The following is a 23,651-nucleotide window of genomic DNA, read 5'->3' as shown; positions in this document are numbered from 1 at the left end:
CGTTCGACTTCCATGGGAGTCGGACGCCCTGTTCCTTTTTTCACGGCGCGCCTTGCGCTATCATACGCACGATGAATCGTGAGTTTGAGATCGTAGTCATCGGAGGAGGCCATGCCGGCACCGAGGCCGCCTGGGCTGCAGCGCATCTGGGCGTGCCCACCCTGCTTGTGACGATGGATGCACAGGCGATCGGTCGCATGAGCTGCAATCCCGCGATCGGCGGCATCGGCAAGGGGCAGATGGTTCGCGAGATTGATGCGCTCGGCGGGCTCATGGGTCTGGCAACGGACGCGGGCGGAATCCAGTTTCGCATGTTGAACTTGCGGAAGGGACCGTCGGTCTGGTCGCCGCGGGCGCAGTGCGATCGGCGGCTTTATGCCGGGGCGGTTCAGCGGTTGCTGAATTCGACGCCCAATCTCACCATCACGGAAGGCACTGTCGATGAGCTACTGACCGATTCCGCCGGCGATCAGAGCGCTGATTTCCGGGTGACCGGTGTCCGCTTGTCCGACGGCCGGTCCTTCCACTGCCGCTGCATTGTCGTGACCACCGGCACTTTTCTTCGCGGCCTGATGCACATGGGCGAACGAAAGACGGAGGGCGGACGAATCGGCGAAGGCAGCGCGAACAATCTGAGCGGACAGTTGCGCGGGCTGGGATTCGAACTGGGCCGATTGAAGACCGGCACGCCGCCGCGACTGGCGCGGGATTCGATTGCCTATGACGGGCTTGAGGTCCAACCCGGCGATGATCGACCCGCGCCGTTCTCTTTCATGCACGATGCGGTGACGCAGCCGCAGATCGACTGCTGGATCACCTACACGAACGAGCGGACGCACGAAATGATCCGTGCAAATCTGGATCGCGCTCCAATGTACTCCGGACAGATCGAATCGACGGGGCCGCGCTATTGCCCCAGCATTGAAGACAAGGTGGTTCGCTTCGCCGAAAAGGACCGGCATCAGATCTTCCTGGAGCCGGAAGGCTACGACTGCGACCGAATTTACTGCAACGGCATCAGCACGTCGTTGCCGATCGATGTGCAGGAGCCTTTTGTACGGTCGATCGAAGGCCTGGAGCAGGCTCGTATCGTGCAATACGGCTATGCGGTCGAGTATGACTATGTTCCGCCGCATCAGACGTGCGCGACGCTCGAGACAAAACGGGTCCGCGGCCTGTATCTCGCGGGCCAGATAAACGGCACCAGTGGCTACGAAGAGGCTGCGGGACAGGGCATCGTTGCCGGGATCAATGCCGCACGCCGCGTGCTGGGCCAGGAGCCGTTCGTCATGGGTCGCGATCAGAGTTACATCGCCGTGATGATCGACGATCTGGTCACAAAAGGCACGATCGAACCTTACCGGATGTTCACATCGCGGGCGGAATATCGCCTTCTCCTGCGCAGCGATAACGCGGATGTGCGCCTTACTCCAATTGGCCGCGAACTGGGATTGGTCGATGACGCGCGGTGGCATCGCTATAACTTGAAGCGTGCTTCGTGCGCAGCGATCGAGGCCTGGGCGCGGCAGACACGGCATAACGGACTTTCATTCTGGGAATGGCTGTCGCGAACGGACTGCGATGCGGCCGCGGATTTGAACTGGTCCGCATTTTGTGCGGAGCGGCCGGCTTCCTTGAGGGAGGCGAGCGATGCCCTGCTGGACGAGGCATGTCAGGCGGTGCGGATCGAGGCGCGATACGGCGGCTACATACGCCGTCAGGAACGGGAGATTGAGCGATTTCGACGGATGGAGTCTCGGTCGATTCCGGCGGATTTTGATTTCGATGCGATCACCCAACTACGATTCGAGGCTCGCGAGAAACTGACGCGCGTCGCGCCCCGGAGCATCGGTCAGGCCCAGCGCATCAGCGGAATCAATCCCGCGGACATCGCGGTGCTGGCGCTGTATCTTGAAGCGCGACGCCGTCGATCGGAATAGCTTGACTCTGGATGCGGCTCACACGTTCCGCAAACACGGCGCGAGATGCCGGACACGGTTGAAAAAATGAGAGTTGCGTACCTGACGGCCGGCGCGGGCGGCATGTATTGTGGAAGCTGCATGCGCGACAATACGCTCGCGGCTGCACTAATTCGTCAGCGTCGCGACGTGATGCTCATCCCGGTGTATTCTCCGATTCGAACGGATGAAGCGGATGTCAGCGATTCGAGAGTGGTGTTCGGCGGCATCAACGTCTTCCTGCAGCAGAAATCGAGTCTGTTCGGATACCTGCCGGGTTTCGTTCATCGATTGCTGGATCATCCACGCCTGCTCAAAATTGCCATGAAACGGGCCGGGTCTACGTCCGCCGTGACGGCCGCTCCCTATACGCTTTCTATTCTGCGCGGTGAGCACGGGCTGCAGCGGCGTGAGATTGAGAATCTGATCGGGCATTTGCGCAATCTGAAACCGACCGTCGTTCATCTGCCCGATGCGTTTTTTGTCGGCCTGGCCGGTCCGCTTCGCCGGGCACTGAATGTGCCGATTGTATGTACGCTGACCGGCGAGGACATCCTGCTGGAGAAATTACCGGCCGGCGCGCGCGATGCGGCGTTCGCGATCATACGCGAGAAATCGCATGATATCGATGCCTTCATGAGTGTGAGCCGATACTACGCGCAATACTCGGTCGAGCGTTTTGGCATTCCGGCGGATCGAATTCACCATGTTCCGCTGGGAATCAGCATAACGGTTGATGCCGCGCCGGTGGCGGAAGATCGGAGCAGTATGTCGGATTCGACGACTGACCGACCGTTCACGATCGGCTATCTGGCGCGCATCTGCCCTGAAAAGGGTCTTCACCTGCTGTGCGACGCCTTTCGAATGCTCGTTGCACGCAATCGGCGGTGTCGATTGGTCATCGCCGGCTATCTGGGCGATTCGGATCGACCTTACTTCAACCGGGTCATGGACGAGTTGGCGGCGGTGCGGTCGCATGTGGAGTATCTCGGCGAGGTGGACCGGGCGGCGAAATTCAGGATGCTGCGCTCGCTCGATGTATTTTCAGTGCCGACGACCTATCGCGAGGCCAAGGGCATCTATGCGATCGAGGCAAAGTCGCAGGGCGTTCCGGTCGTGTTGCCTGCGCATGGGGCATTTCCGGAGTTGATCGAGTCGACAGGTGGCGGCATTCTCTTCGAACCGAACGATGTGACCGCGTTGGCTGATGCGCTGGCTCGCCTGATGGACGATCCGTCGATGCGAGCCGCACTGGGACAGGCCGGCTTTCAGGCCGTGAGGACGCGACACACGGACGACGTGATGGCCGAGGCCGCTTGGCGCGTATTTGAGACCGCGGCAACCGTTATTTGAGTGGCCGGACGGATGGAGCGGGCATGCTGGAAGCAATAAGACTATCAAAGACATATCCCACGGCGGACGGCGGGCTGCAAGTTCTACGTGACGCGACCTTGACACTTCAGGCCGGTGATTCGGCGGCTGTCATGGGACCGTCCGGCTGCGGGAAAAGCACGTTCCTGAATATTCTCGGCGTGCTTGATACACCGACGGGTGGGACGCTTCGGGTCGACGGCCGCGCGCCGTTCGATCTCCCCGAGGCGGATCAGGCTGCATTTCGAAATCGATCGGTGGGGTTTGTGTTTCAGGATCATCACCTGCTTCCGCAGTGCACGGTTCTGGAGAATGTGCTGATTCCCACGCTTGTCGTCGCCGGAGCGGATGAATTGGAACGGGCGCGGCAACTGCTCGGACGAGTCGGTCTCTCAGAGCGAATGGATCATCGCCCCGCGCAGCTCTCGGGCGGCGAACGCCAACGCGCGGCGATCGCACGGGCGCTGATAAACCGACCGGCCGTCCTGCTTGCCGATGAGCCGACGGGAAATCTCGACCGCGCGAATGCGGAACGAGTGGCCGATCTGCTGACGGAAATTCACCGCGAAGAAAAAACGATCCTGGTCGTCGTCACTCACAGCGAGGAGATCGCCGGCCGATTCGACCGGACGATGATCATCCGGGACGGAGTCCTTTCACCGATGACGCAATCATGACGTTCGGCTTGCTACAACTCAGGGGGCTGCGGCATCACTGGCGGATGCACCTGACCCTGGCAATCTGCTCGGCGGTGGGCACTGCGGCGCTGACGGGCGCGCTTCTGGTCGGTGACTCGATGCGAGGCAGCCTTCGCGAACACGCCTTGCGACGTTTGGGACCGGTGCAGACGGCTCTGCGCGGGGCGCGATTTCTCCGGGCTGAGGTTGCTCACGCGGTTGGCGGCGCCGGTGTTGTCATGCTCCAGGGCTCGGTAGAACACGCCCAGCGGCGGCTTCGCGCGAACCGCGTGCAGATCATCGGCGCCGACGCAGGTTTTGGTGCGCTCTGGGGACAGGCAGGCAGCGATCTGCGGCCCAACGACGGCGCACAATTGATCGACATGCTGACGTCGGATGATCGGTCGGTCGTTTTGAATCAATCACTCGCGACCAAAATAAGCGCGACTGTTGGTGACGATGTGCTGCTTCGGCTCACGCGGGCTTCGACCGTGCCGACGGAAAGCGTGCTGGGTCGGCCGGATGAGGCGGCTGCATCGCTGCGATTGACCGTACGCGGGGTCATCGACGATACCGGCCTCGGGGGCTTTTCGCTCGATTTCAACCAGGGCGGAGTCCTCAACGCATTTGTTCCGCTCGCGGCGATCCAGCGATCGATCGATCGAGATGGCCGTGTCAACGCGATCCTGTGCGGCCTGGAGGGGCAGTCCACGGGTGCCGATGCCTTGCCATCGAGCCGCGGGACATCCGCATCAAATGTGATACACACGCTGAACGACCGGCTGGCCCACGCGATCTCGCCGGCTGATTTCGACCTTCGCATCGTGTCGTATGATGTTCCGTCCCACCTCGCGGTGGAGTCTGAGCGTCTGCTGCTGGATCCGCAGATGGAATCGGCGGTCGAACGAGCGGCCGAACGGGTTCAGGCCCGTGTGGGTCGTGTCCTGACCTACCTTGCAAACGACATCGCGCTTTCCGGAACAAGCACGGACACCGGACGATCGGTTCCTTACTCCGTCGTCGCGGCGATGGATCAGACCGCGATTGACCTGCTGCTGCCGCAAATCGCGCCGCAATGGAACTCCGTCGGACCCGACGGCATTGTTTTCTGCGATTGGATCGTGGGTCAGCTTGGACCGGCGACGAGCGATCATTCCCGCGCGAAGATGACATATTACGTTAGCGGCGCGGTCGGCGGAGAACTGGCGGAATCGACACACGACTTCACCGTGATTGCGGAACGGTACGCATCCGCCGATCTGGCGCCGGTCGGCCTGTTGCCCGCGTATCGGGGCATCACCGATGCGGCGACGCTTTCAGCATGGAATCCGCCAAGCCAGTTTCGGATCGACCTGAAGCGCATCACGCCGGCCGATGAGTCCTATTGGAAACAATTCAGGGGCACGCCCAAGGCGCTGATTGCGCTTGCGACCGGCCAGCGACTCTGGACCGATCGAGATCCGCAGCACGGTCGACTCACTTCGATGCGAATCGCTACACCTGAATCGATGACGTCGGCGGATTTCCGGCATCAATTCGAAGCGGCGCTGACGGCGGAACTGAACCCGGAGCGGGTCGGCGTGACATTTGACGATATCCGGGCTAGGGCGACCGCCGCCGGCCAGGGCAGCACCGATTTCGGTATGCTCTTCATCTCGTTCAGCTTCTTCATCATCGCGGCCGCGGGCATGTTGATCGGCCTGGTTTTTCGGCTCAACCTGGAGCGGCGGGCTTCGGAGATTGGCTTGCTGGCGGCGCTGGGATTCCCTCAGCGGGTGATCGGCCGGCTCTTTTTCACGGAGGGAGCAATTGTCGCGGCTGTGGGCGGCGTGTTGGGTACGGCCGGTGCGGCGTTGTATGCGTGGCTGATGGTGGCCGGGCTGAGGACATGGTGGGTGGATGCAGTCGGCGCGACATTTCTTGGACTGCATCTTTCGATGATTAGTTTGTCCGTCGGATTGGCGTCGTCATTTCTTATTGCGGCGGGGTCGCTGAAGATCGCCATGCGCGGCCTGTCGAGGCACTCGCCCCGGGCGCTCCTGTCTGGCACGGCGACCATTGATGACGAGGTTGTCTCCAATGCGAAAAAGCCGGAGTTGATCGAGCGCCGCGCGGCATGGCCCGGACGGCGCGCGAGCCGCTGGGCGATCCGCACGTTGCTGGTGGCCGCGCTGGTCGGAGTGGGCGCGATCGTCGCGGCAATAGCTACAGACGCGGTGCCCGCGGTCACGGCGTTTTTTGTCTGTGGGACCGCGCTACTGGTGGCCGGACTGGCGGCGTTGGCGATTCTGATTGGGCGACCGCCGACATCCGTGATTTATCGCGGCGGACTCGGAGCGATCGTTCGGCTGAGCGTGCGAAATGCGAGTCGCCGGCGCAGTCGAACATTGACGACGGCAGCGCTGCTGTCATGTGCGGCGTTCGTCATTATTGCCGTCGGAGCCGCGCGCCACACCGAGGGCGGCGGTGCATTGGCCAGGGATGGCGGCACGGGCGGATACTCTGAGATCATGGAAGCCTCCATTCCGCTACCGTTCGATCCGGCAATTGAATCAGGTCGCGAGAATCTCGGCATCTCGGACGCGACGGCTGCCTTGCTGACGGGAAGCACGATCATGCCCTTGCGACTCAAGCCGGGTGACGATGCCAGTTGCCTGAACCTGTACAGCGTGGCGCGGCCTCGAATTCTCGGCGCGCCGGCCTCATTCATCGATCGAGGCGGTTTTCGATTTCAGTCCAGTCTGGCTCGAACGGCGGAAGAACGGGGCAATCCGTGGACGTTGCTCCGCCATCCGATCGCAGACGGCGCAATTCCCGCGATCGGCGATGCCAACGCGTTGACATGGCTGCTCAAGATCGGACTGGGGGATGATTTTGTCGTGGCCGACGAAGCGGGGCGGCAGCGGCGGCTGCGAATTGTCGGAATGCTCTCAGGCAGCGTGCTCCAAAGTGAGTTAATCGTGTCGGAAGACTCGTTCAAGGATCTTTACCCGTCCGCGTCGGGTTTCGGACTCGTCCTCATGGCGACAGCGACCGAAAAGTCGCGCGAGGTCCTCGAACATCTTCAACGCGATCTCTCTCGCTATGGCGTGGATGCAGAGCTCACTCTTGCGAGGCTTAATCGTTACCGAGCCGTGGAAAACACATACATGGCCGCCTTCCAGACCCTGGGCGGAATCGGACTGATGATGGGCACGCTCGGGCTGGCGGCCGTCATGTTGCGCAACATCACCGAGCGGCGCGGAGAGTTCGCACTGATCCGAGCACTTGGCTTCTCCCGGCGTCGGGTGGAGTTGATGGTGTTCGCGGAGAATGCGTCCGTGCTCTCGACGGGTTTGCTGATCGGCGTGGTTGCTGCGATCTCGGCGGTGTTGCCGCACATTCTGTCGCGGCCGCACGATGTCGATTGGAAGTCGCTCGCATGGACCATCGCGGCCGTTTTTGTGATTGGTCTCTCAGCAGGCGGACTGGCGGTCCGCGCGGCGGCTCGCGCGCCGATTCTTGGTGCACTCCGGTCGGAATAGTCTAATCGATCAAATCGCTTCTCCGTCGGTGGTCGTGCGGTGCATGGCGCTCCCTCTGCGTTTGCTGCCCGCGCGCGTTCTCGGACATCGATCCCTTCTGCAAACAGCCAGCACAATGATTATTCGGTCCCGAGTACGGCGGCCCGTTTGATATATTTTTCTATTGAGGAAGAATCGAACAACTTGCGTGTACCAAGGGGACGACAGTTGCTTCGGGCTGTCCGAAGCCCTTCGCCGAGGAGGATGCCAGACAGATGTCCACCCATCGCACGGTTTCATGCGCCCGCCGCAAGCGGTCTTGGCACAGCGGGCATTCGTCCTACATGCTGGCGATTTGTCTCGCTTTCGGTGCGGGATGCGCGGACGCTGGACAGGGCGTGAACGGTGAATCTGTCGCGATCCCTACCTCCGGCGCCATGAATGAAGCATGCGGGACGCGAGATTGCCCCATGACATCGCGAGCCGTGCCTGATCGGCGGGAACCCGGCGAGGCCGAACCCACAGTCGATCGCGAGAAGCGAATGCAGGCAGGGACGATTTTCATGATTCCCGGCATCGTGGGGCAGCCGTCGGAGTTGACAGGCATGCGGGACGGATTGTGCGACGCCATCGCGGCGGCCCAGCTTGAATATGAGGTCGAGGTCATTCCGTGGGAGACGTCCGCATTCCAACCCATTCGCAACTTGACTGACTATGAGGCGAACAAACAGCGAGCCCGTCGCATTGCCGATCGTCTTACGGAGGCCCGCCGGAAGAGCCCCGGCCGCGCCGTGATTCTCGTCGGCAACAGCGGTGGCGGTGGATTGGCGGTCATGGCGGTCGAAATGCTTCCGGACGATGTGATGCTCGATCGCCTGATTCTCACGGCTGCGGCGGTCTCCAATGATTACAACCTCTCGATTGTGCGGTCGCGATGTCATGCGATTGACAATTTCTATAGTCGCGCCGATGGCATCGTGGGCTGGGGAACGTCCCTGTTCGGTACGATTGACCGGAAGAACACCCTTTCGGCCGGGCACACGGGTTTTGTCGATGCCCGCGGGAATCTGCTCAAGGCGGATCGGATCAATCAGCACGAATGGCGCATCGATTGGCTCAAGTACGGGCATACCGGAAGCCATTTCGGATATCGCGCCCGCAAGTGGGCCGAGGTCATCCTGGCGCCCCGTGTTATTGGCGATCCCGCTTCGATTCTGACCGCCGGTGCGTTTTGAGGGACCGGTCCGGCCCGCACACCCTTGCCTGTGGCGCCGCTCATTGGAAAATATTCGTCATGCGTGTGACAATACACTTCGGTTCGGCGTGGCGTCGAAATTGGAGGCTTGCGCATGACAAATCTGCAAAACGTGCTAACTGTGTTTCCGTGGTGGGCGTGGATTGCAATTATCGGGACGGTCGGCTGGTCGGTGCAACAGCTCGTTAGAATGAGCCACAGGCATCGTGAGCGAATTGAGATGATCCGGCAGGGCCTTATCCCGCCAAATGACACCGATCATTAGGCTCGGCCTGTGACGCGCCGATGGCGCGGCGACGATCATACATGTTCGGGCGGCTTGATTTTCTGCACTTCTCCGGCGGCCAGCTTCCGCTGGTATTCCTTCCATGTCATGCTTGGCAGCCCGCTTGGTCGCTCTTTCATCGAAATGCAACTCTGCACCGGGCACACGAGGGAGCACATGTTGCAGCCCACGCAGGTGTCTTGATTGATCGTAAAGATCCCGACGTAACCATCGCCAGCGCCGGGGAGACAGTTGACCCCGCCGCTGCGGGTTGCCTCCATGTTGGGATTGATGAATGAGCCATTCGCACCATACGACTTCTCGAAGTCGGCCAGAGGCATTTTTTCCCATTTGATCGATTGGTGGCACCCGTCCTCGCAGGCGATGTAGCACAGCCCGCAGTGCACGCATTTCGATTGATCGATTTCAGCCACAACCTTGTAGCTGAGGTCCAGATCGCCCCAGTCCACAATGTTCGGCGCCGCTTTGCCCTGAAAATCCGTCACGCGGGCAAATCGCTTCTCGCGCATCCAGTTCGTCATTCCGCTGATCATGTGTTCCACAATCCGGAAGCCGTAGTGCATTACCGCGGTGCAGACCTGCACGCTACCCGCACCGAGCAGCATGAACTCCAGCGCGTCCTGCCATGCCTGAATCCCGCCGATTCCGCTGATCGGCAATCCCTTGCAGTCCGGATCGGTTGCGATGGCTGACACCATGTTGAGCGCGATCGGTTTGACGGCGGGGCCGCAGTAGCCGCCGTGCGAACCTTTCCCGGCGACGGCCGGCCTCGGACCAAAGGTGTCGAGATCGATGCCCATGATGCTGTTGATGGTGTTGATCAGCGAGACCGCATCAGCGCCGCCCTGTTTGGCCGCCCGGGCCACGGCGCGGACATCCGTGATGTTCGGCGTGAGCTTCACCATGACCGGAATCGTTGCAGCTTCCTTGACCCAGCTCGTGATCATCTCCGCGTATTCGGGCACTTGCCCGACGGCCGATCCCATGCCGCGTTCGCTCATGCCGTGCGGGCAGCCAAAGTTCAGCTCGACGCCGTCACAGCCCGTGTCCTGCGTTCGCTTCACGATGTCATGCCAGGTCTCCCGTTTGGACTCAACCATGAGGGAAACGAAGACGGCATGGCCGGGAAACTCCCGCTTGATCTCACGAATCTCGCGGAGATTGTCTTCAAGTGAACGATCGGTTATCAGCTCAATGTTGTTCAGCCCGGCCACTTTTCGACCGTCGTAGTCAATCGCGCCGTACCGGGAGGAGACATTCACGATCGGCTCGTGGTTCAGTGTTTTCCACACGGCGCCTCCCCAGCCGGCTTCGAAGGCGCGGCGAATCTGATAGCCGCTGTTGGTCGGCGGGGCCGAAGCCAGCCAGAAGGGATTCGGAGCTCGGACTCCGCAAAACGAGATGGATAGATCGGGCGACATGAATCCTGCTCCTCTCGATGATCCTGCCATGACGACGGCATCGTTTCTCAGGTCCGCGTACCCGGTGAGCAAACGCGGATATCCTCGTCCAGTGTACAGGCGGCTGGGGCAACGAGTATAGCAGCCCCGCGAGGTCGCCTCTAACGGTCGGATTGACGAGGTCAGACGGTCCGGCCGGCCGAAACACTGTTCGAACCGAGTCGGCGTGGGCGACGTAGCGGGATAGTTGGGCGCGCGAAAAATGGCTGGGAGCCAGGGAAGGCTTGCAGCGCCCCTTCATTGACATCAGGGAGGATCGTCGTGGAATACAACATTCGTTTCAATTTTGCTGCGGCCGCCGCTCTCGTTACCCTGGCGGCAATCGTCGGCGCGATCAGCAGCACCGTCGTGGCCTCACGTGCCTACGTCGCACGGGGAGAGCAGAGCCTTAAGGCGGAACAGATCATCACGGTCAAAGGATCGACTCGCAAGCGAATTCGATCCGATCAGGCCGTTTGGGATATCAGCGTTCGCGGCGAGGACAAGGAGCTCAAGGCGGCTTTCGGAATACTCGACCAGAGCGTGACTCGCGTTCGGCAGTTTCTCGATCAGCAGGGATTCAAGGCCGGCGAAATCGGGATGTCATCGATCAGCACCATCGAACACCATGTTCGCGATGCAAAGGGCAACGAGACGCGGGAAATCAGCGGATACAGCCTCGTGCGAGGCTTCACGGTCACGACGACCGATGTGGATCGCGTCGCCCGGGCTGCCGGCGAGGTGACACAACTGATTCAGGAGGGAATCCTCGTGTTCTCCTGTTCGCCGGCCTATTACTACAGCGATCTGGCAAAGCTCAAGGTCGAGCTGATGGCCGACGCCGCGAAGGATGCGCGCGCCCGCGCGGACAATATCGCGAATGAAACCGGTTGCCGGGTGGCCGAGGTGCGATCGGCGCAGATGGGTGTGCTCCAGGTGACGCAGCCACTGTCGACCGAAGTGACCGACTGGGGAACCTACGACACCTCAACGATCGACAAGGACGTGCAGGTCGTCGTGACGGTCAAGTTCCGGATTGAGTCCGGCGGCTGACCTGCGTCTCCACCGGGGCGGAACCGATTTCAACCGCGTGTTATACCGGCTTGAATTGTTCAAACGACTGGAGGCAGTCATTGCAGTAGTGAATCGCGCGGCAGAGTGTCGGGCCGAAAATCGATTCCAGCGTGGTGTTATTGGAGGAGCAGAATGGGCAGGACACCTGGTGCAGCATGTCCTCTTTCATGGACCCGTTGCAGTGAGTCGGCGGTGCAAGCCCGAACTCCTTCAGCTTGCGCAGCCCTTCGAGGCTGATGCGATCGCTGGTCCAGGGCGGATCGAAGACGACATGGACGGTCACATCGTCGAAACCCGCTTCTTCCACGGCGGATTTGATGCTGGATCGCATCACATCGAGCGCCGGGCAGCCGGCGAAAGTGGGGCACATGTCGACCTCGACGCGCGTGCGACCATCGACTTGCTGAACCCGGATATCGGGAATGATGCCCAGGTCAACGACGGAGAGAATCGGAATTTCGGGGTCGGTCACGGATTCAATCGCGCGCCGGACCCGCAACAACGTCGTCGCTGACTGTTGAGTCGTGCTCATCATGGACTGCGCCTCAACTTTCGGAATCGGACTGACGGTGCCGATTGCCGGCGCGATCACCACTTCGCGTCCGGGTCCATCCGCGCTACTTTCTGCATGTCGCTAAGCAGCGAAACCATCTCGGTCAAGTGCTTTCCGGCGCGCCCGCCATATACCGGTGCGGCGGTCGTCGGAATGTGAACTCCCGTTTCGCGCAGGATGGGTTCCACTTCGGAGCGCCATTGTTCACACAGGACCGACTCGCCAGGGCAGATGCCGGCATCGGAAAGCTGCTTGTCATATCGAGTCGGCTCGAACAGCCCGAGTGCATGCGGCCAGAGCGTGTCTACCGCCTTCTGAATTCGCGAGCGGCCTTCGAGCGTCGCGGCGGGCAATCGGCGCATCATCGTGCGGCCGTGCAGTGTGTGATACTTGATTTCGCCGCGGAATTTTCGTACGAGAATTGCGAGCGGTTCGAAAGTGCTGTTCGCCAGCGCGTTGAAACGCACCGAGTCCGCCTCGGAGAAGAAAAACTGTCGAACCAGAGCGAGCGACCAGTCGCCATGCGAGACGAGCCGGTCGCGCGTCGGGTTGTTTCGCAGCGAGGGTGTCGATGCGGCATCGGTCTCCGAAAAGCACTCGAGCGCGACGAGGGAACAATTGCGGAATTCTGCGGCATCACGGAAGAAGGCGAGCTGGTCCGGCGCTGGTTCGCCGAGTTCATGCAGGAGATTGTAGATCGCCAGGGCGTGCCCCATTTTGTCCTGAGCCACCGACGAAAACGCAATGTCCTCCTCAAGGATCGGACCCAGGCCGGTCCATTCCGAATTACGATGACCGATGATCAACCCGTCGTCCGCGAGGCGATAAAGCAGGTCAATAATGGCCGGATTCAGGCTCGGCGGAATCGAAATTGGGCTTTCGGTTTGTGCTGTCATCTGGGTTTCCCGCGTGGCGACCGTCCGGTCGGCCGTTTACATCTCATAGCTCCGCCGCGTCGCCCACGGCTTTTGCACGCTTGGTGGTCTCATATCCGAAGGCTTCGCGATAGCTCTTGTCCGTTCCGTGTTCGAACATGTCCGCGTCTTCATAAGGTGTCTCAGTAATGGCATCTGATGGAACGACCCAGATGTTGACGCATGCCAGTCGGCGGGCAAATTGCTCCTTGGCCATCAACACCGCCGTGTCCGCGTCCGTCGCGTGGACCGAGCCGACGTGGACATGGGGCTCGCCGCGCGCCGATTGATGAAAAACCTCCCAAACCTGTTCGGGCGTCTGCGTCATGGTCAGCCTCGGTTTGCATAAGCCGTCGGCGGAAGCGGAACGCGCTTGCCCGCCGCGGCGGCCGCCAGCGCCTCGCGCACCCAGCGACCTTGTTCGTGTGACAGTCGCCTTGTCTCAAGCCGCTGGGCACTGACGGGGCCGTTGCCTCGCACCACGTGAAGGAACTCGTCCCACTGCGGCTCGTTGTAGTGCCACGTCTTTGTTGCTTCGTCGAATCGCATCTCCCACTCGGTCGGAATCTTCAGGCCGAGGTTCAGCATCTTGGGCAGATACTTCCGTAGAAACTCCTGTCGCTGCTCATCGTTGGTCCGCAGCTTGATACCCCAGCGCATCAGCAGCTCTGTGTGCTTCGATTCCTTGTCCGAAGGCCCGTGGAACATCATGATCGGCTTCCACCACCGATTGACCGCATCCTGAAGCATGTCGCGCTGAAGCCGCGTGCCTGTCGCCAGGGAAATGCACATGTCATAGCCATGCGTCAGGTGAAACGCCTCTTCATAACAGATTCGTTTGAGCGCCCGGCCATACGGCCCGTACGAGCCGTCTGCCATCATCTTCTGGTTCACGATCGCGGCCGCGTCGATCAGCCAGGCGATGACGCAGACGTCGGCCCAGGACTCGGCCGGATAGTGAAAGACGTTGGAGTACTTCGCCTTGCCGCTGATGAGCTCCTCGATCATCTCCTCGCGCGGCTTGCCGAGCGTTTCCGCCGCACGATACAGAAGCTGGCCGTGGCCCACTTCGTCCTGAACCTTTGCCACCAGGGCGAGTTTTCGTTTCAGGCTCGGAGCATGGGGAATCCATGTCCCTTCCGGAAGCGCGCCGCAGATTTCACTGTTGGCGTGAACGTGGATCAGGCGGATGAGTTGCTGACGATAGTCGTAGGGCATCCAGTCGCCGGGTTCGACCTTGTCTCCCCGGCTGATTCGCGCTTCGAACGCGGACAGTTGGCGTTCATAGCCGGGATCGCCGGGTTTGTCGTCAGTCAGATGCTGCGTATTGAATGAAACCATGCCAGTCTCCGGATTGCTAGACGGTGCGGCGTTTGAGGCCGTCAAAGATGTAGTCCGCAAGCATGACGCCGATTTCCAGTGGAGAAAGCGGACCGTCGGCTTTGTACCATGTGAAGACATAATTCAGGGATGAGAGGATGAATCGCGTCGCGTCGGCCGCGTCCGTCGGTGTCAGATATCGCTGCTGGATCGCCTGAGATACCAGCGAGCAGAAGAGTCCTTCATATTCATCGCGCCGGGCTGTAACCGCGGAACGCCGCTCAGGCGAAAGATGCCGCCACTCGACGGTGTACACTGCCGCGGCGTCGAGATCGCTTGCGACGACGTTCACATGAGCGATCATCGCCCGTCGCAGCTTGTGCAGGATGTCGGTGTCGGATTCAGCGATAGGGCGAATCGCGCCGAAAAACTGATTGGCAGCAACGTTGACGATCTCCCAGAGAAGATCATCCTTGCTGTTCATATGGGCGTAGAGGCTGCCGCCCTGCAGTCCCACCGCTTCGGCGATATCGCGGACACTTGTCGCATGAAAACCCCGTTCGCGGAACAGTCGACAGGCCGCCTGATGGATCTGTGACTTTGTGGAGGTTGCAGCGGCGGGCATAGTCGGTCACTCCGAGCGCACAAATACCATGCGAGCAAGCGCTCGTTAGTATTCTACAATTCCAGGCATTACCGGTCAACAGAATTATTGGCGGACAGACACTGCGTGTGATCGGGGCCACAATTCTCGCAGGCCCGTGGCAGACCGAAATACCTCCGAGCCTCCAGCGATGATTCGTTGAACTTAGCGTCCGATTCCGCCACAATGCGAAGAATGGAGGGTCTGGGGAAGCGGGGCCGCCGGACGGCCGCGTCAGTCCATCCTTCGCTGGTTTCTCACCTGACCTGCGGGCTCACGGTGCAGTCCGACCGACATCGCACCGCCGACAGGTTTCTACATCCTTGGCCAATTGGCGTGCCTCGCGTCACACACCGAACAGAAGGAAAACGAACAGATGAAATTGATGCATCGCGGCCTAACCACAGTCGTGGCCATTTTTTGCGCCATCGCCTCGCCCGCTGTCGCGGAAACCAGATGGTCCGTCGCGCACACCGAATTTGACCTGACGATCGACTCCGTGGCGTGCGGCGAGCTGCAGCTTGAGGTGTCTCGCATCAGCTCAACCGGGAACGCTCGCCCTGTCGACGCGGGTACTGAAGCCTTCGACGCATCCCGGACCCGGGAATGGACAGCCGCCAGTGTCATGGCCGTGCCACACCCTGTCGGCGGGCTTTTCAGGCTCGAAGGCGGAATCCGGCTCGCCGTGTCCGACCGGCGGGTGGAGATCATCGATCCTGCCGTCAATCTCGCCGACCTGGAGAGCGGTCGTATGCTGCTTGGCGTGATGCCGCTCGCCGTCGAATTGCTGAACGCCCGTGTCGCATGGGATTCGGCAGCGCAGGAATGGAGGCTTCGCGCGCCGGAGGTCGTGATCACGGGCGAATTGGCCAAAGCGCTCGATCGTCCAACGCTCAGCGGTGCTCGAATCGGGCAGTTGGACGCAACCGTCGTGCTCGCGCCGGCCGGCGGCGACGACACCATCGACGGCGTGAACGAGCCCACGCACATTGTTTACGATCTGGAGGGCGAGCCGCGGGGCGGGCCGTCGTGGGCCTGCAACGGAAACGTCGGTCCGGATGTGATCGTGGGCGAACTGGTCGGCGATTCCGGGAACTCCGCCTATCAGGTGACGGCGGTAAATATCGGAGGCAATGTCTATGTCGACGCATTCGCTGTCGGCACGACTTCCTGCAACATCGGAACACAGCCTCTGAGTTGGCTGGACAACGGCGCCAGCGGAAACGAGACCCGGCATCCGGTGATTGGGCAGAATTTCTTCCGTTTGTCGAACGGACGTTTCGAGCACATTGGGCAATCGTGGCTTAAGCACGGCTTCTTCGCGTTGCAAGGCACGGCCTGCTGCACAAGTTGCTCACCCCAGAACGGCGAAGTGGCGCTTGGCGTCGGCTGCTCCGACCCATACAGCGCCAGTCGAAACGGTGGCCAGAGCGGCGCGGGACCGAAGTATCAGGTTAATCCGACGACAGGCGTTCATCAGCATCCCATCGCCAATCCGTCATATTCCGGCACGATTGCCCGACGGCTACAGGTCTATCTGAGCGATTTGGAGGACCCCAACGCGCTCTATTTTGTAGAAGGACAGTATGTCACCGCGGACGATGCCGCCGCCGGCAACAACAACAACAACGCGTCGTATCGGCGCGTGTTGATCAGCGGAACGGGCAATGACCGGACCTTCGTCCTGACCGGTGCCACGCAGCGGGCACAGGCCGGCATTCGAGCCTGGCGGGATAACGATCCCGCGGTGGTCGAAGCCGACGTGCAGGTTCCCAACGACGGCCTCTACATCATCGCGGCCAAGGCGACGGACCTCGGCGACGGTTACTACCGGTATGAATATGCCGTTCAGAATTTGAATTCCGAGCGCGGCGCGGATTCATTCTCGATCCCCGTGACGATCGGTGGCACCGTTCGGAATGTCGGTTTCCATGACGTGCCTTACCACTCCGGCGATGGAATCGGAAATGTGAATCGCGACGGGACGGATTGGGTTCCGAGCTATGCCGGAAACACCATGACATGGACAATGGTGAACGTCGGCGCCAATTCGAACGCGCTGCGATGGGGCACGCTGTACAACTTCCGTTTCGAAACCAACGTCCAGCCGGCAAATGTAAACGCCGTGATCAGCCTGTTCGCCGAAGGTACGCCGGCGATTGCCACGGCGTCCATCGTCGGCCCCGGAGGCGACCGCATCCTGATAGACTGCAATAACAACGGCCTGGATGATTATCTGGACATCACCGAATTGCGCAGCTCCGATTGCAACGCCGACGGAATCCCCGACGAGTGTGCCGAAATCTGCAACTTGAAAGCCACCCTCGTCGCGACGGCTACATCTCCCTCCTTTGCATGTGCACCGCCCGGGGATACGACGCGGCTGTTCATCACCCAGCTTAACGGCGTCATTCAGATTCTTGACTTGACGTCCGGCGCCCTATTGCCGACGCCGTTCCTGAATATCTCGTCGCTCGTGCGGACCGGCGGCGAGGACGGGCTGTTCAGCATGGCGTTCCATCCGAATTATTCCGCCAACGGAAAGTTCTATGTCAACTATACGACACTCGCCAATCCGCGGCGCACCCGAATCGTCGAATACACCGTCTCCGCCAATCCGAACATCGCGAACGCCGCAAGCGCCGTCATACTTCGGGAAATCACCCAGCCCTTCAGTAATCACAACGGCGGCCAGCTGCAATTCGGTCCGGACGGCAGGCTCTACTGTGCCACCGGAGATGGCGGCAGTCAGGGTGACCCGAATAATCTGGCTCAAAGCGATGCCTCATTGCTCGGGAAGATGCTTCGTCTGGACGTGGACAATCCGCCGACTTACGTACCGTCGGACAATCCGGGAGGCGCTTGGTTGCCGGAAGTGTGGGCCAAAGGCCTGCGCAATCCGTGGCGATTCTCCTTCGATCGCCTCACCGGCGACCTCTACATCGCCGATGTCGGTCAGAGCGTCTGGGAGGAAGTTAATTTTCAGCCGGCATCCAGCATCGGCGGCGAGAACTACGGCTGGCGTTGCTACGAGGGCAACGCGGTATACAATTCGAGCGGTTGCGGACCGGCGGCGAACTACAAATTCCCGATCCATGTCGTGAATCATTCTGACAGCGGAACCATTTCCATTACCGGCGGTTATGTCTATCGAGGCTGTGCGATTCCCGGTTTGTCGGGCACCTATTTCTTTGCCGATTACGGCGGCAACTATATTCGAACGTTCCGCTACGACGGGTCGACGCTTTCTCAATTGCAGGATCGCACGGCGGACATCACCCCTGACGCAGGTTCGATCAGTGCGATCGTCTCCTTCGGCGAGGATGCGGCCGGAGAGCTTTATATCGTCTGCGTGACCGGATTCATTTATCGCATTGAGTGCGATATTCCTGTCATCGGCGACTGCGGCAACGGATCCGTGGAGGATGGCGAACAGTGTGATCCACCGGATTCGCTGAATTGCGATTGCAGTTGCCAGATCATCCCGGATTGCGACCCGGTTTTCGAAGATCAGTTTGAAGCCGACCAGGGCTGGACCGTCAGCGGCAACGCGACCGACGGCCATTGGAATCGTGGCGTGCCCGTGAACTGCTCGTCCCGCGGCGCGCCGCCGGCGGCCTTCGGCGGCGCCGGCCAGTGCTATCTCACCGATAACTCGATGCTGAGCAACGGCGGCGTCAATAACTGCGACAGCGATGTCGACGGTGGATCCACCATCCTGACATCGCCCGTGTTCGACCTGTCGTCGGGCGGGCAGATTCGCTATGCCTACTGGCTTAACGACACGCCTGGCGGCTTGCTCGGTCCTGGCGATGGCTTGACCGTCGAAGTCTCGACAAATGGCGGAACCAACTGGACGCTGGTGCGAACCTATGCCGCGGCTGCGGCATCGTGGCGAGAGGATACGATTCTCGTCGGCGGGGCGGCGGGGCAGGTCGCGGCCGGCTCGAATATCCGCATCCGCTTCATCGCCACCGACGCCGGCACGGGGCATGTCGTGGAGGCTGGCGTCGATGCATTCGTGGCTTGCGCATCGGCCGGCCCGCCGGACTGCAATGGCAATTGCATCGACGACGCCGACGACATCGCCGGCCACACCAGTTTCGACTGCAACGCCAACGGTATCCCGGACGAGTGCGAGCCCGGCGTGCCCGGCTGCGATTGCAACGGCAACGGCGTGAATGACGCGATCGACATCGCGAACGAAACCAGCGCCGATTGCAACCAGAACGGCGTTCCGGACGAGTGCGATATCGCATCAAATCCCCAGCTTGACTGCGACGGCGGCCCGCTCGGAGATGCCTCGCAGGGAGGAGCCCTGTTCTCAACGACCTGCATCTTCTGCCACAATGTGAACGGGACCGGTGGCATCGGCGATCCGTTCCCGTGCGGGGGGCCCTGCCCCGGACCGAGCCTGCGCAACAAGTCGCGCGTCCAGATATGGAACAAACTGCTTCCACCCACGAATCATCCGGGGGGTTCGCACCCTGAATTCACCCAGCAGGACTTCGCCAATCTGGAGGCCTTCCTCGCGGATGCGGGAAGTCGTGGCCGTCCCGATCGTGTGCCGGACAGTTGTCAGACGCTGGCCGATTGTGACTTGGACGGAGCGAGCGACGGCTGCGAGCTTGAAGCCGGAACGCAGGTCGATCTCGACTACGACAGCATCCCGGATGGCTGCGATCAGCCGTGCGGCGCGGCCGACGGCGACATGAACGGTGACAGCAGCGTCAACGGAGCGGACGTGCAGGCGTTCGTCAACGGCCTGTTGGGCTCGCCGTCGCAGGCGGAGATTTGCGCCGGCGATTTCAGCCAGAACGCCGCGTTGGATCTGAATGACATCGCGGGAATGGTGAACGCCTTGTTGAACGCCCCGTGATGCGGTCTGGCGGCTGACGCTTCGAATCAAGGTGGAATGCGCGGGCGCGACCGAAGGTTGCGCCCGCGTTCATTTGGTGCGACGTGAACTCGCGTTCATGCATCGATGGTGAGCATGTCGCTGTAGCGCGCCAGTCGACGCTGAACTTCATTCGGGTCGGCGCGCCGCAGCGCCTCGCTGGAAAAGTCCTCGATGCAGATTGAAGCGGTGCACGTTCCGTAGGCCATCGCCGTCTTGATAGCTCGGGTATCGTGTCGATCGACCCGGGCAAGGTAACCCATCATGCCCCCGGCGAAACTGTCCCCTGCCCCGGTTGGATCGACCACGCCGGCCGTCGGATAGGCCGGGAGCGACGCGATCTCGTCGGCCGTGACGAGCATCGCGCCGTGCTCGCCTTTTTTCACGATGACGAATCGAGGTCCCGCCGCAAGAACCTGCCGCGCCGCGGGAATCACATCGCGAACGCCGGTCAGGAGCCGCGCTTCGCTGTCATTCATTACGACGCCATGAACTTTTCGAAGCGTGGCCATGAGTTCGTCCTTGCAGATGTTGATCCAAAGATCCATCGTATCCATTACGACGAGCTTGGGCTGGTGCATCTGCTCAAGGAAACCGCGTTGCACTGCCGGATGGGTGTTCGCGAGGAAGACATAGTCCGAATCGCGATAGGCGTCCGGGATCGGCGGCGGGGCCTCGGCGATCACGTTCAAGTCGGTGCGGAGACTTTCCCGCTGATTCATGTCGTCCAGGTATTTCCCATGCCAACTGAAGGTCTTGGAGCCTTTGCGGATCTCGAGCCCTGTGATATCAATCGGCAACCCGTCGAAATATCGGCGGTGTTCAGCAGGGAAATCGTCACCCACGGCAGCGACGAGTCGAACCGGACCGACCAGCGCGGCCGCCATGGCGAAATGAAAGGCCGAACCGCCGGGAACATTATCGACGCGCGCAGTCGGTGTTTCCACGGTATCGATTCCGACGGTTCCGGTGACGAGCAAGGGCATGTGGCGAGATCTCCTCTGTGTGACCAGCGGTACCGCAAGTTGAATCCGGTTGATTGTGAGGTCGCAGGATGTCCGGGTCAAATGGGGCGGCCGCGACATAATTCGACCGGTTCCATTCAAACCCGGACCGCGTCATAATAGGCCCGATATGCTCAGCAAGTGGCGACCGAGGCATCGCGTGTTGAATCGAAGCGAGCGATTGCGGGGGCGCTGGATCGGAAGTCGGCGTTCAATCGGGATGCTCGCCGCCGTCTGTATCATCACCGCGGCCGCTTGTGCGCCGAAGTCGCCGCCGAGCGCGACTCCGACCAATGACGGCGGCAGCAAACTGGCATCGTCCGTCTCGCCATCGGACGATCAATTCGACGCCACACAAATTCCGGGCCGTATTCACCTCGTGCAGCCGAACGACACGCTATGGACCCTCTCCGAGAAGTACTACGGGAACAGCCGCGACTGGCGGAGGATACTGGTCGCAAATCGCCGGCGCGTCACCGATCCAACCAATCTGCCCGTGGGAATGAAGCTCATCATTCCGTGACACCGCCCGGTCGCCCCAAAGCGGCCGAGAGTACGCGGCGCCGCGAGTTCAACCTCTCCGACGAAATTCAATTTCTCCCGGGAGTCGGTCCAAAGCGGGCTGAATCATTCGCGCGGCTGGGCGTCCGAACGATCGGCGACTTGCTCGAATACGTGCCGGTGCGCCACGAGCGCACCGAGGAGCGTCTCGTCGCGAATCTTGACGAAGGCATGACCGCATCCATCGTCGGGCAGGTCACGGCCGTTCGCTTGCAGGGCGGGAGATTCGGTCGATCCGTGGCGGCGACCGTGACAGACAACTCCGCCCGCTGCGGTGCGGTGTGGTTTAACGCGCCGTGGATGATCGATCGGGTGAAGCCGGGCATGATCGTTCGATTGACGGGGCAGGTTCGCGGTTATCGCGATCGGCCGCAGATCGTCAATCCGAAGATCACGGTGCTGGGCGGCGACGCGGCGCCGGCGAATGAAAAGAACCCGGCGAGCGTGGCGGGCGTCTATCCCGCAACCGCGATGCTCTCAAGCGAGCAGATCGCGCGACTGATCGCCGTGAACCTGGACCGGATGCTCGCGCTTGTGAGCGAATGGCACGACGCCGATCATCTGCTTAAGCGCGATCTTGCCCCGCGCCGATGGTCCTTTGAAGTCCTGCATCGGCCCACGGTCGACGCGGACGTCGAACGGGCCAGGCGGCGGCTCGCCTATGACGAACTGCTCCTGCTTCAGTTGGCAACCCAGATTGCACGAAGGCAGCGGGCCGCGAGCGCAACGGCCACGGCACTGCATTCCAGCGATGAAATCGACCGGCGCATCAGGGCGCGGTTCCCATTTCCCCTGACCCCGGCGCAGAACCGCGCCGTGCAGGAAATCTCGGCGGATCTGGCCCAGGCGCGGCCAATGCAGCGCATGCTCCAGGGCGATGTGGGTTGCGGAAAAACCGTCGTGGCGCTCTATGCGGCGCTCGTCGCGATCGCCAATCGAATGCAGGTCGCGGTCATGGCGCCGACGGAATTGCTCGCGGAGCAGCATGCCCGATCGATCGACCGCTATCTGGCGGGCAGCCGAGTTCGAAACGCGCTGCTCGTCGGCGGACTCCGCGCTGCTGCGCGGCGGGAGATCATCGGTCGGATTGCGGCGGGACAGCTTGATCTGGTGGTTGGCACCCATGCACTCATTCAGGCCGACGTGCGATTCAAGCGACTCGGCCTCGTCGTCATTGACGAACAGCACCGATTTGGCGTCAGACAGCGGGCCAATTTTCGCGCCAAGGGACCGGCGCCGCATTACCTCGTGATGACGGCCACCCCGATTCCGCGGACGCTCGCCATGACGGTCTTCGGTGACCTGGACGCCACAACCATCGACGAGTTGCCACCCGGAAGAAGCCCGATTCAGACCCGAATGGTGCTCCCTTCCATGCGGCCCGCTGCGTGGGAGTTTGTGCGAAGGCAACTCGCGGCGGGCGAGCAGGCCTATGTCGTTTATCCACTGATCGACGAGTCAGACAAGGTTGAAGCGAAGGCGGCAACGGTCGAGTTTGAGCGGCTTCGCGACGTCGAGTTCCGTGGCTTCACCGTTGGCCTGCTTCATGGTCGAATGACAACGGACGAACGCGAGACCGTCATGGCAAAATTTGCCGCTGGCAGCGTGCGGGTTCTTGTCGCGACAACCGTGATCGAGGTCGGAATCGACGTGCCGAACGCGACCTGCATGGTTGTCGAACATTCCGAAAGATACGGCCTGTCGCAGTTGCACCAGTTGCGGGGCCGCGTCGGCCGAGGTGACAAGCCGGGGCACTGCCTCTTAATGACCGGATCGGCTCGCGCGGCGGAGAATGAGCGTTTGAACGTCCTGTTGGAAACCACGGATGGTTTCAGAATCGCGGAGCAGGATTTGCGCATTCGCGGATCGGGTGAGATGCTGGGAGTCCGGCAGCACGGCCTGCCCGACCTGCGCGTGGCGAATCTCGTGAACGACGGCGACATTCTTCGCTCTGCCCAACAGGATGCGGCTGATTATTTGCGCAATGATCCGCATCTCCAGAACCCGCGGCTCGCAGCGCTTCGCGAATCGCTGATGCTGAAATATGGCGATCGATTGAAGCTGATGGGAATGGGTTGATCAAACACGCCTGCAGGTCCCTCGACTCATCAAATCCGCCGGCAAGGCCGATGTTCGGCATCATCCTCAGGCTCAAGGAAGCTGCTCGATGTCGATCCGGAGATTCATCGTCACAGG

General features: G+C 61.1%; 16 protein-coding genes. 9 read left to right on the top strand and 7 right to left on the bottom strand.

The features are described 5' to 3' along the window. Positions 1–71: 71 nt before the first annotated feature. The 6 genes from mnmG (at position 72) to KF841_09910 (ending at position 9,029) form a co-directional block, all read left to right on the top strand. Entirely contained in the window at positions 72–1,940 is a 1,869-nt protein-coding gene (gene mnmG, locus KF841_09935; protein MBX3395674.1) for a tRNA uridine-5-carboxymethylaminomethyl(34) synthesis enzyme MnmG, read from the top strand. A 66-nt stretch (positions 1,941–2,006) separates the two neighbouring features. Next, positions 2,007–3,311, top strand: coding sequence for a glycosyltransferase family 4 protein (locus KF841_09930; protein MBX3395673.1), 1,305 nt, complete (start codon positions 2,007–2,009; stop codon positions 3,309–3,311). Between the two features lie 23 nt (positions 3,312–3,334). Beyond that, entirely contained in the window at positions 3,335–4,006 is a 672-nt protein-coding gene (locus KF841_09925) for an ABC transporter ATP-binding protein (protein ID MBX3395672.1), read from the top strand. Then, positions 4,003–7,530, top strand: coding sequence for an FtsX-like permease family protein (locus KF841_09920; GenBank protein MBX3395671.1), 3,528 nt, complete (start codon positions 4,003–4,005; stop codon positions 7,528–7,530). The genes KF841_09925 and KF841_09920 overlap by 4 nt, the downstream gene beginning before the upstream one ends. A gap of 449 nt (positions 7,531–7,979) precedes the next feature. After that, positions 7,980–8,744, top strand: a complete 765-nt coding sequence (locus KF841_09915; protein MBX3395670.1) for a hypothetical protein — start codon at positions 7,980–7,982, stop codon at positions 8,742–8,744. A 114-nt stretch (positions 8,745–8,858) separates the two neighbouring features. Beyond that, a complete protein-coding gene (locus KF841_09910) occupies positions 8,859–9,029 on the top strand; it encodes a hypothetical protein (GenBank protein ID MBX3395669.1) in 171 nt (56 codons plus the stop codon). A 35-nt stretch (positions 9,030–9,064) separates the two neighbouring features. On the opposite strand, the gene preA is transcribed toward KF841_09910, so the two are convergent. Further along, positions 9,065–10,471: an NAD-dependent dihydropyrimidine dehydrogenase subunit PreA gene (gene preA / locus KF841_09905; GenBank protein ID MBX3395668.1), complete on the bottom strand. Its 1,407-nt coding sequence runs from the start codon at positions 10,469–10,471 to the stop codon at positions 9,065–9,067. Between the two features lie 300 nt (positions 10,472–10,771). On the opposite strand from preA, the gene KF841_09900 reads away from it, so the two are divergent. Beyond that, positions 10,772–11,542, top strand: coding sequence for an SIMPL domain-containing protein (locus KF841_09900; protein ID MBX3395667.1), 771 nt, complete (start codon positions 10,772–10,774; stop codon positions 11,540–11,542). A 40-nt stretch (positions 11,543–11,582) separates the two neighbouring features. Here the strand turns inward: KF841_09900 and paaJ are convergent, their stop codons facing one another. The 5 genes from paaJ to KF841_09875 form a co-directional block, all read right to left on the bottom strand. Further along, complete coding sequence (gene paaJ, locus KF841_09895) at positions 11,583–12,095, bottom strand: phenylacetate-CoA oxygenase subunit PaaJ (GenBank protein ID MBX3395666.1); 513 nt, start codon at positions 12,093–12,095, stop codon at positions 11,583–11,585. Positions 12,096–12,151: 56 nt separating this feature from the next. Beyond that, entirely contained in the window at positions 12,152–12,970 is an 819-nt protein-coding gene (gene paaC / locus KF841_09890) for a phenylacetate-CoA oxygenase subunit PaaC (protein ID MBX3395665.1), read from the bottom strand. 85 nt (positions 12,971–13,055) lie between these two features. Then, the gene (locus KF841_09885; GenBank protein ID MBX3395664.1) at positions 13,056–13,358 is read right to left on the bottom strand and encodes a 1,2-phenylacetyl-CoA epoxidase subunit B; all 303 of its coding nucleotides are present in this window, start codon (positions 13,356–13,358) and stop codon (positions 13,056–13,058) included. Positions 13,359–13,360: 2 nt separating this feature from the next. Then, positions 13,361–14,371, bottom strand: a complete 1,011-nt coding sequence (gene paaA / locus KF841_09880) for a 1,2-phenylacetyl-CoA epoxidase subunit A (protein MBX3395663.1) — start codon at positions 14,369–14,371, stop codon at positions 13,361–13,363. A gap of 16 nt (positions 14,372–14,387) precedes the next feature. Next, positions 14,388–14,975 carry a TetR family transcriptional regulator gene (locus tag KF841_09875; GenBank protein ID MBX3395662.1) on the bottom strand — a complete coding sequence of 196 codons (588 nt, stop codon included), beginning with the start codon at positions 14,973–14,975 and terminating at the stop codon, positions 14,388–14,390. Between the two features lie 394 nt (positions 14,976–15,369). Here KF841_09875 and KF841_09870 point away from each other — a divergent pair, with 394 nt between their 5' ends. After that, positions 15,370–19,872 carry a PQQ-dependent sugar dehydrogenase gene (locus KF841_09870; GenBank protein MBX3395661.1) on the top strand — a complete coding sequence of 1,501 codons (4,503 nt, stop codon included), beginning with the start codon at positions 15,370–15,372 and terminating at the stop codon, positions 19,870–19,872. Between the two features lie 95 nt (positions 19,873–19,967). Here the strand turns inward: KF841_09870 and KF841_09865 are convergent, their stop codons facing one another. After that, positions 19,968–20,876 (bottom strand): sugar kinase, encoded by a 909-nt coding sequence (locus KF841_09865; GenBank protein ID MBX3395660.1) that lies wholly within the window; start codon positions 20,874–20,876, stop codon positions 19,968–19,970. A 417-nt stretch (positions 20,877–21,293) separates the two neighbouring features. Between KF841_09865 and recG the strand changes: the two genes are divergently transcribed. Beyond that, entirely contained in the window at positions 21,294–23,534 is a 2,241-nt protein-coding gene (gene recG, locus KF841_09860; protein MBX3395659.1) for an ATP-dependent DNA helicase RecG, read from the top strand. Positions 23,535–23,651: the final 117 nt, after the last annotated feature.

The sequence above is a fragment of the Phycisphaerae bacterium genome (assembly GCA_019636475.1).
In the GTDB taxonomy this organism is placed as follows: domain Bacteria; phylum Planctomycetota; class Phycisphaerae; order UBA1845; family UTPLA1; genus JADJRI01.
Note: the sequence above shows the minus strand (reverse complement) of the source record. Positions and strands in the feature narration are given on the sequence as shown.

What these genes read in the sequence shown, in the direction of transcription:
- mnmG (MBX3395674.1), top strand. Translation starts at nt 72, where the DNA reads ATGAATCGTGAGTTTGAGATCGTAGTCATCGGAGGAGGCCATGCCGGC.
- KF841_09930 (MBX3395673.1), top strand. Translation starts at nt 2,007, where the DNA reads ATGAGAGTTGCGTACCTGACGGCCGGCGCGGGCGGCATGTATTGTGGA.
- KF841_09925 (MBX3395672.1), top strand. Translation starts at nt 3,335, where the DNA reads ATGCTGGAAGCAATAAGACTATCAAAGACATATCCCACGGCGGACGGC.
- KF841_09920 (MBX3395671.1), top strand. Translation starts at nt 4,003, where the DNA reads ATGACGTTCGGCTTGCTACAACTCAGGGGGCTGCGGCATCACTGGCGG.
- KF841_09915 (MBX3395670.1), top strand. Translation starts at nt 7,980, where the DNA reads ATGACATCGCGAGCCGTGCCTGATCGGCGGGAACCCGGCGAGGCCGAA.
- KF841_09910 (MBX3395669.1), top strand. Translation starts at nt 8,859, where the DNA reads ATGACAAATCTGCAAAACGTGCTAACTGTGTTTCCGTGGTGGGCGTGG.
- preA (MBX3395668.1), bottom strand. Translation starts at nt 10,471, where the DNA reads ATGTCGCCCGATCTATCCATCTCGTTTTGCGGAGTCCGAGCTCCGAAT.
- paaJ (MBX3395666.1), bottom strand. Translation starts at nt 12,095, where the DNA reads ATGAGCACGACTCAACAGTCAGCGACGACGTTGTTGCGGGTCCGGCGC.
- KF841_09885 (MBX3395664.1), bottom strand. Translation starts at nt 13,358, where the DNA reads ATGACGCAGACGCCCGAACAGGTTTGGGAGGTTTTTCATCAATCGGCG.
- paaA (MBX3395663.1), bottom strand. Translation starts at nt 14,371, where the DNA reads ATGGTTTCATTCAATACGCAGCATCTGACTGACGACAAACCCGGCGAT.
- KF841_09875 (MBX3395662.1), bottom strand. Translation starts at nt 14,975, where the DNA reads ATGCCCGCCGCTGCAACCTCCACAAAGTCACAGATCCATCAGGCGGCC.
- KF841_09870 (MBX3395661.1), top strand. Translation starts at nt 15,370, where the DNA reads ATGAAATTGATGCATCGCGGCCTAACCACAGTCGTGGCCATTTTTTGC.
- KF841_09865 (MBX3395660.1), bottom strand. Translation starts at nt 20,876, where the DNA reads ATGCCCTTGCTCGTCACCGGAACCGTCGGAATCGATACCGTGGAAACA.
- recG (MBX3395659.1), top strand. Translation starts at nt 21,294, where the DNA reads ATGGACCCTCTCCGAGAAGTACTACGGGAACAGCCGCGACTGGCGGAG.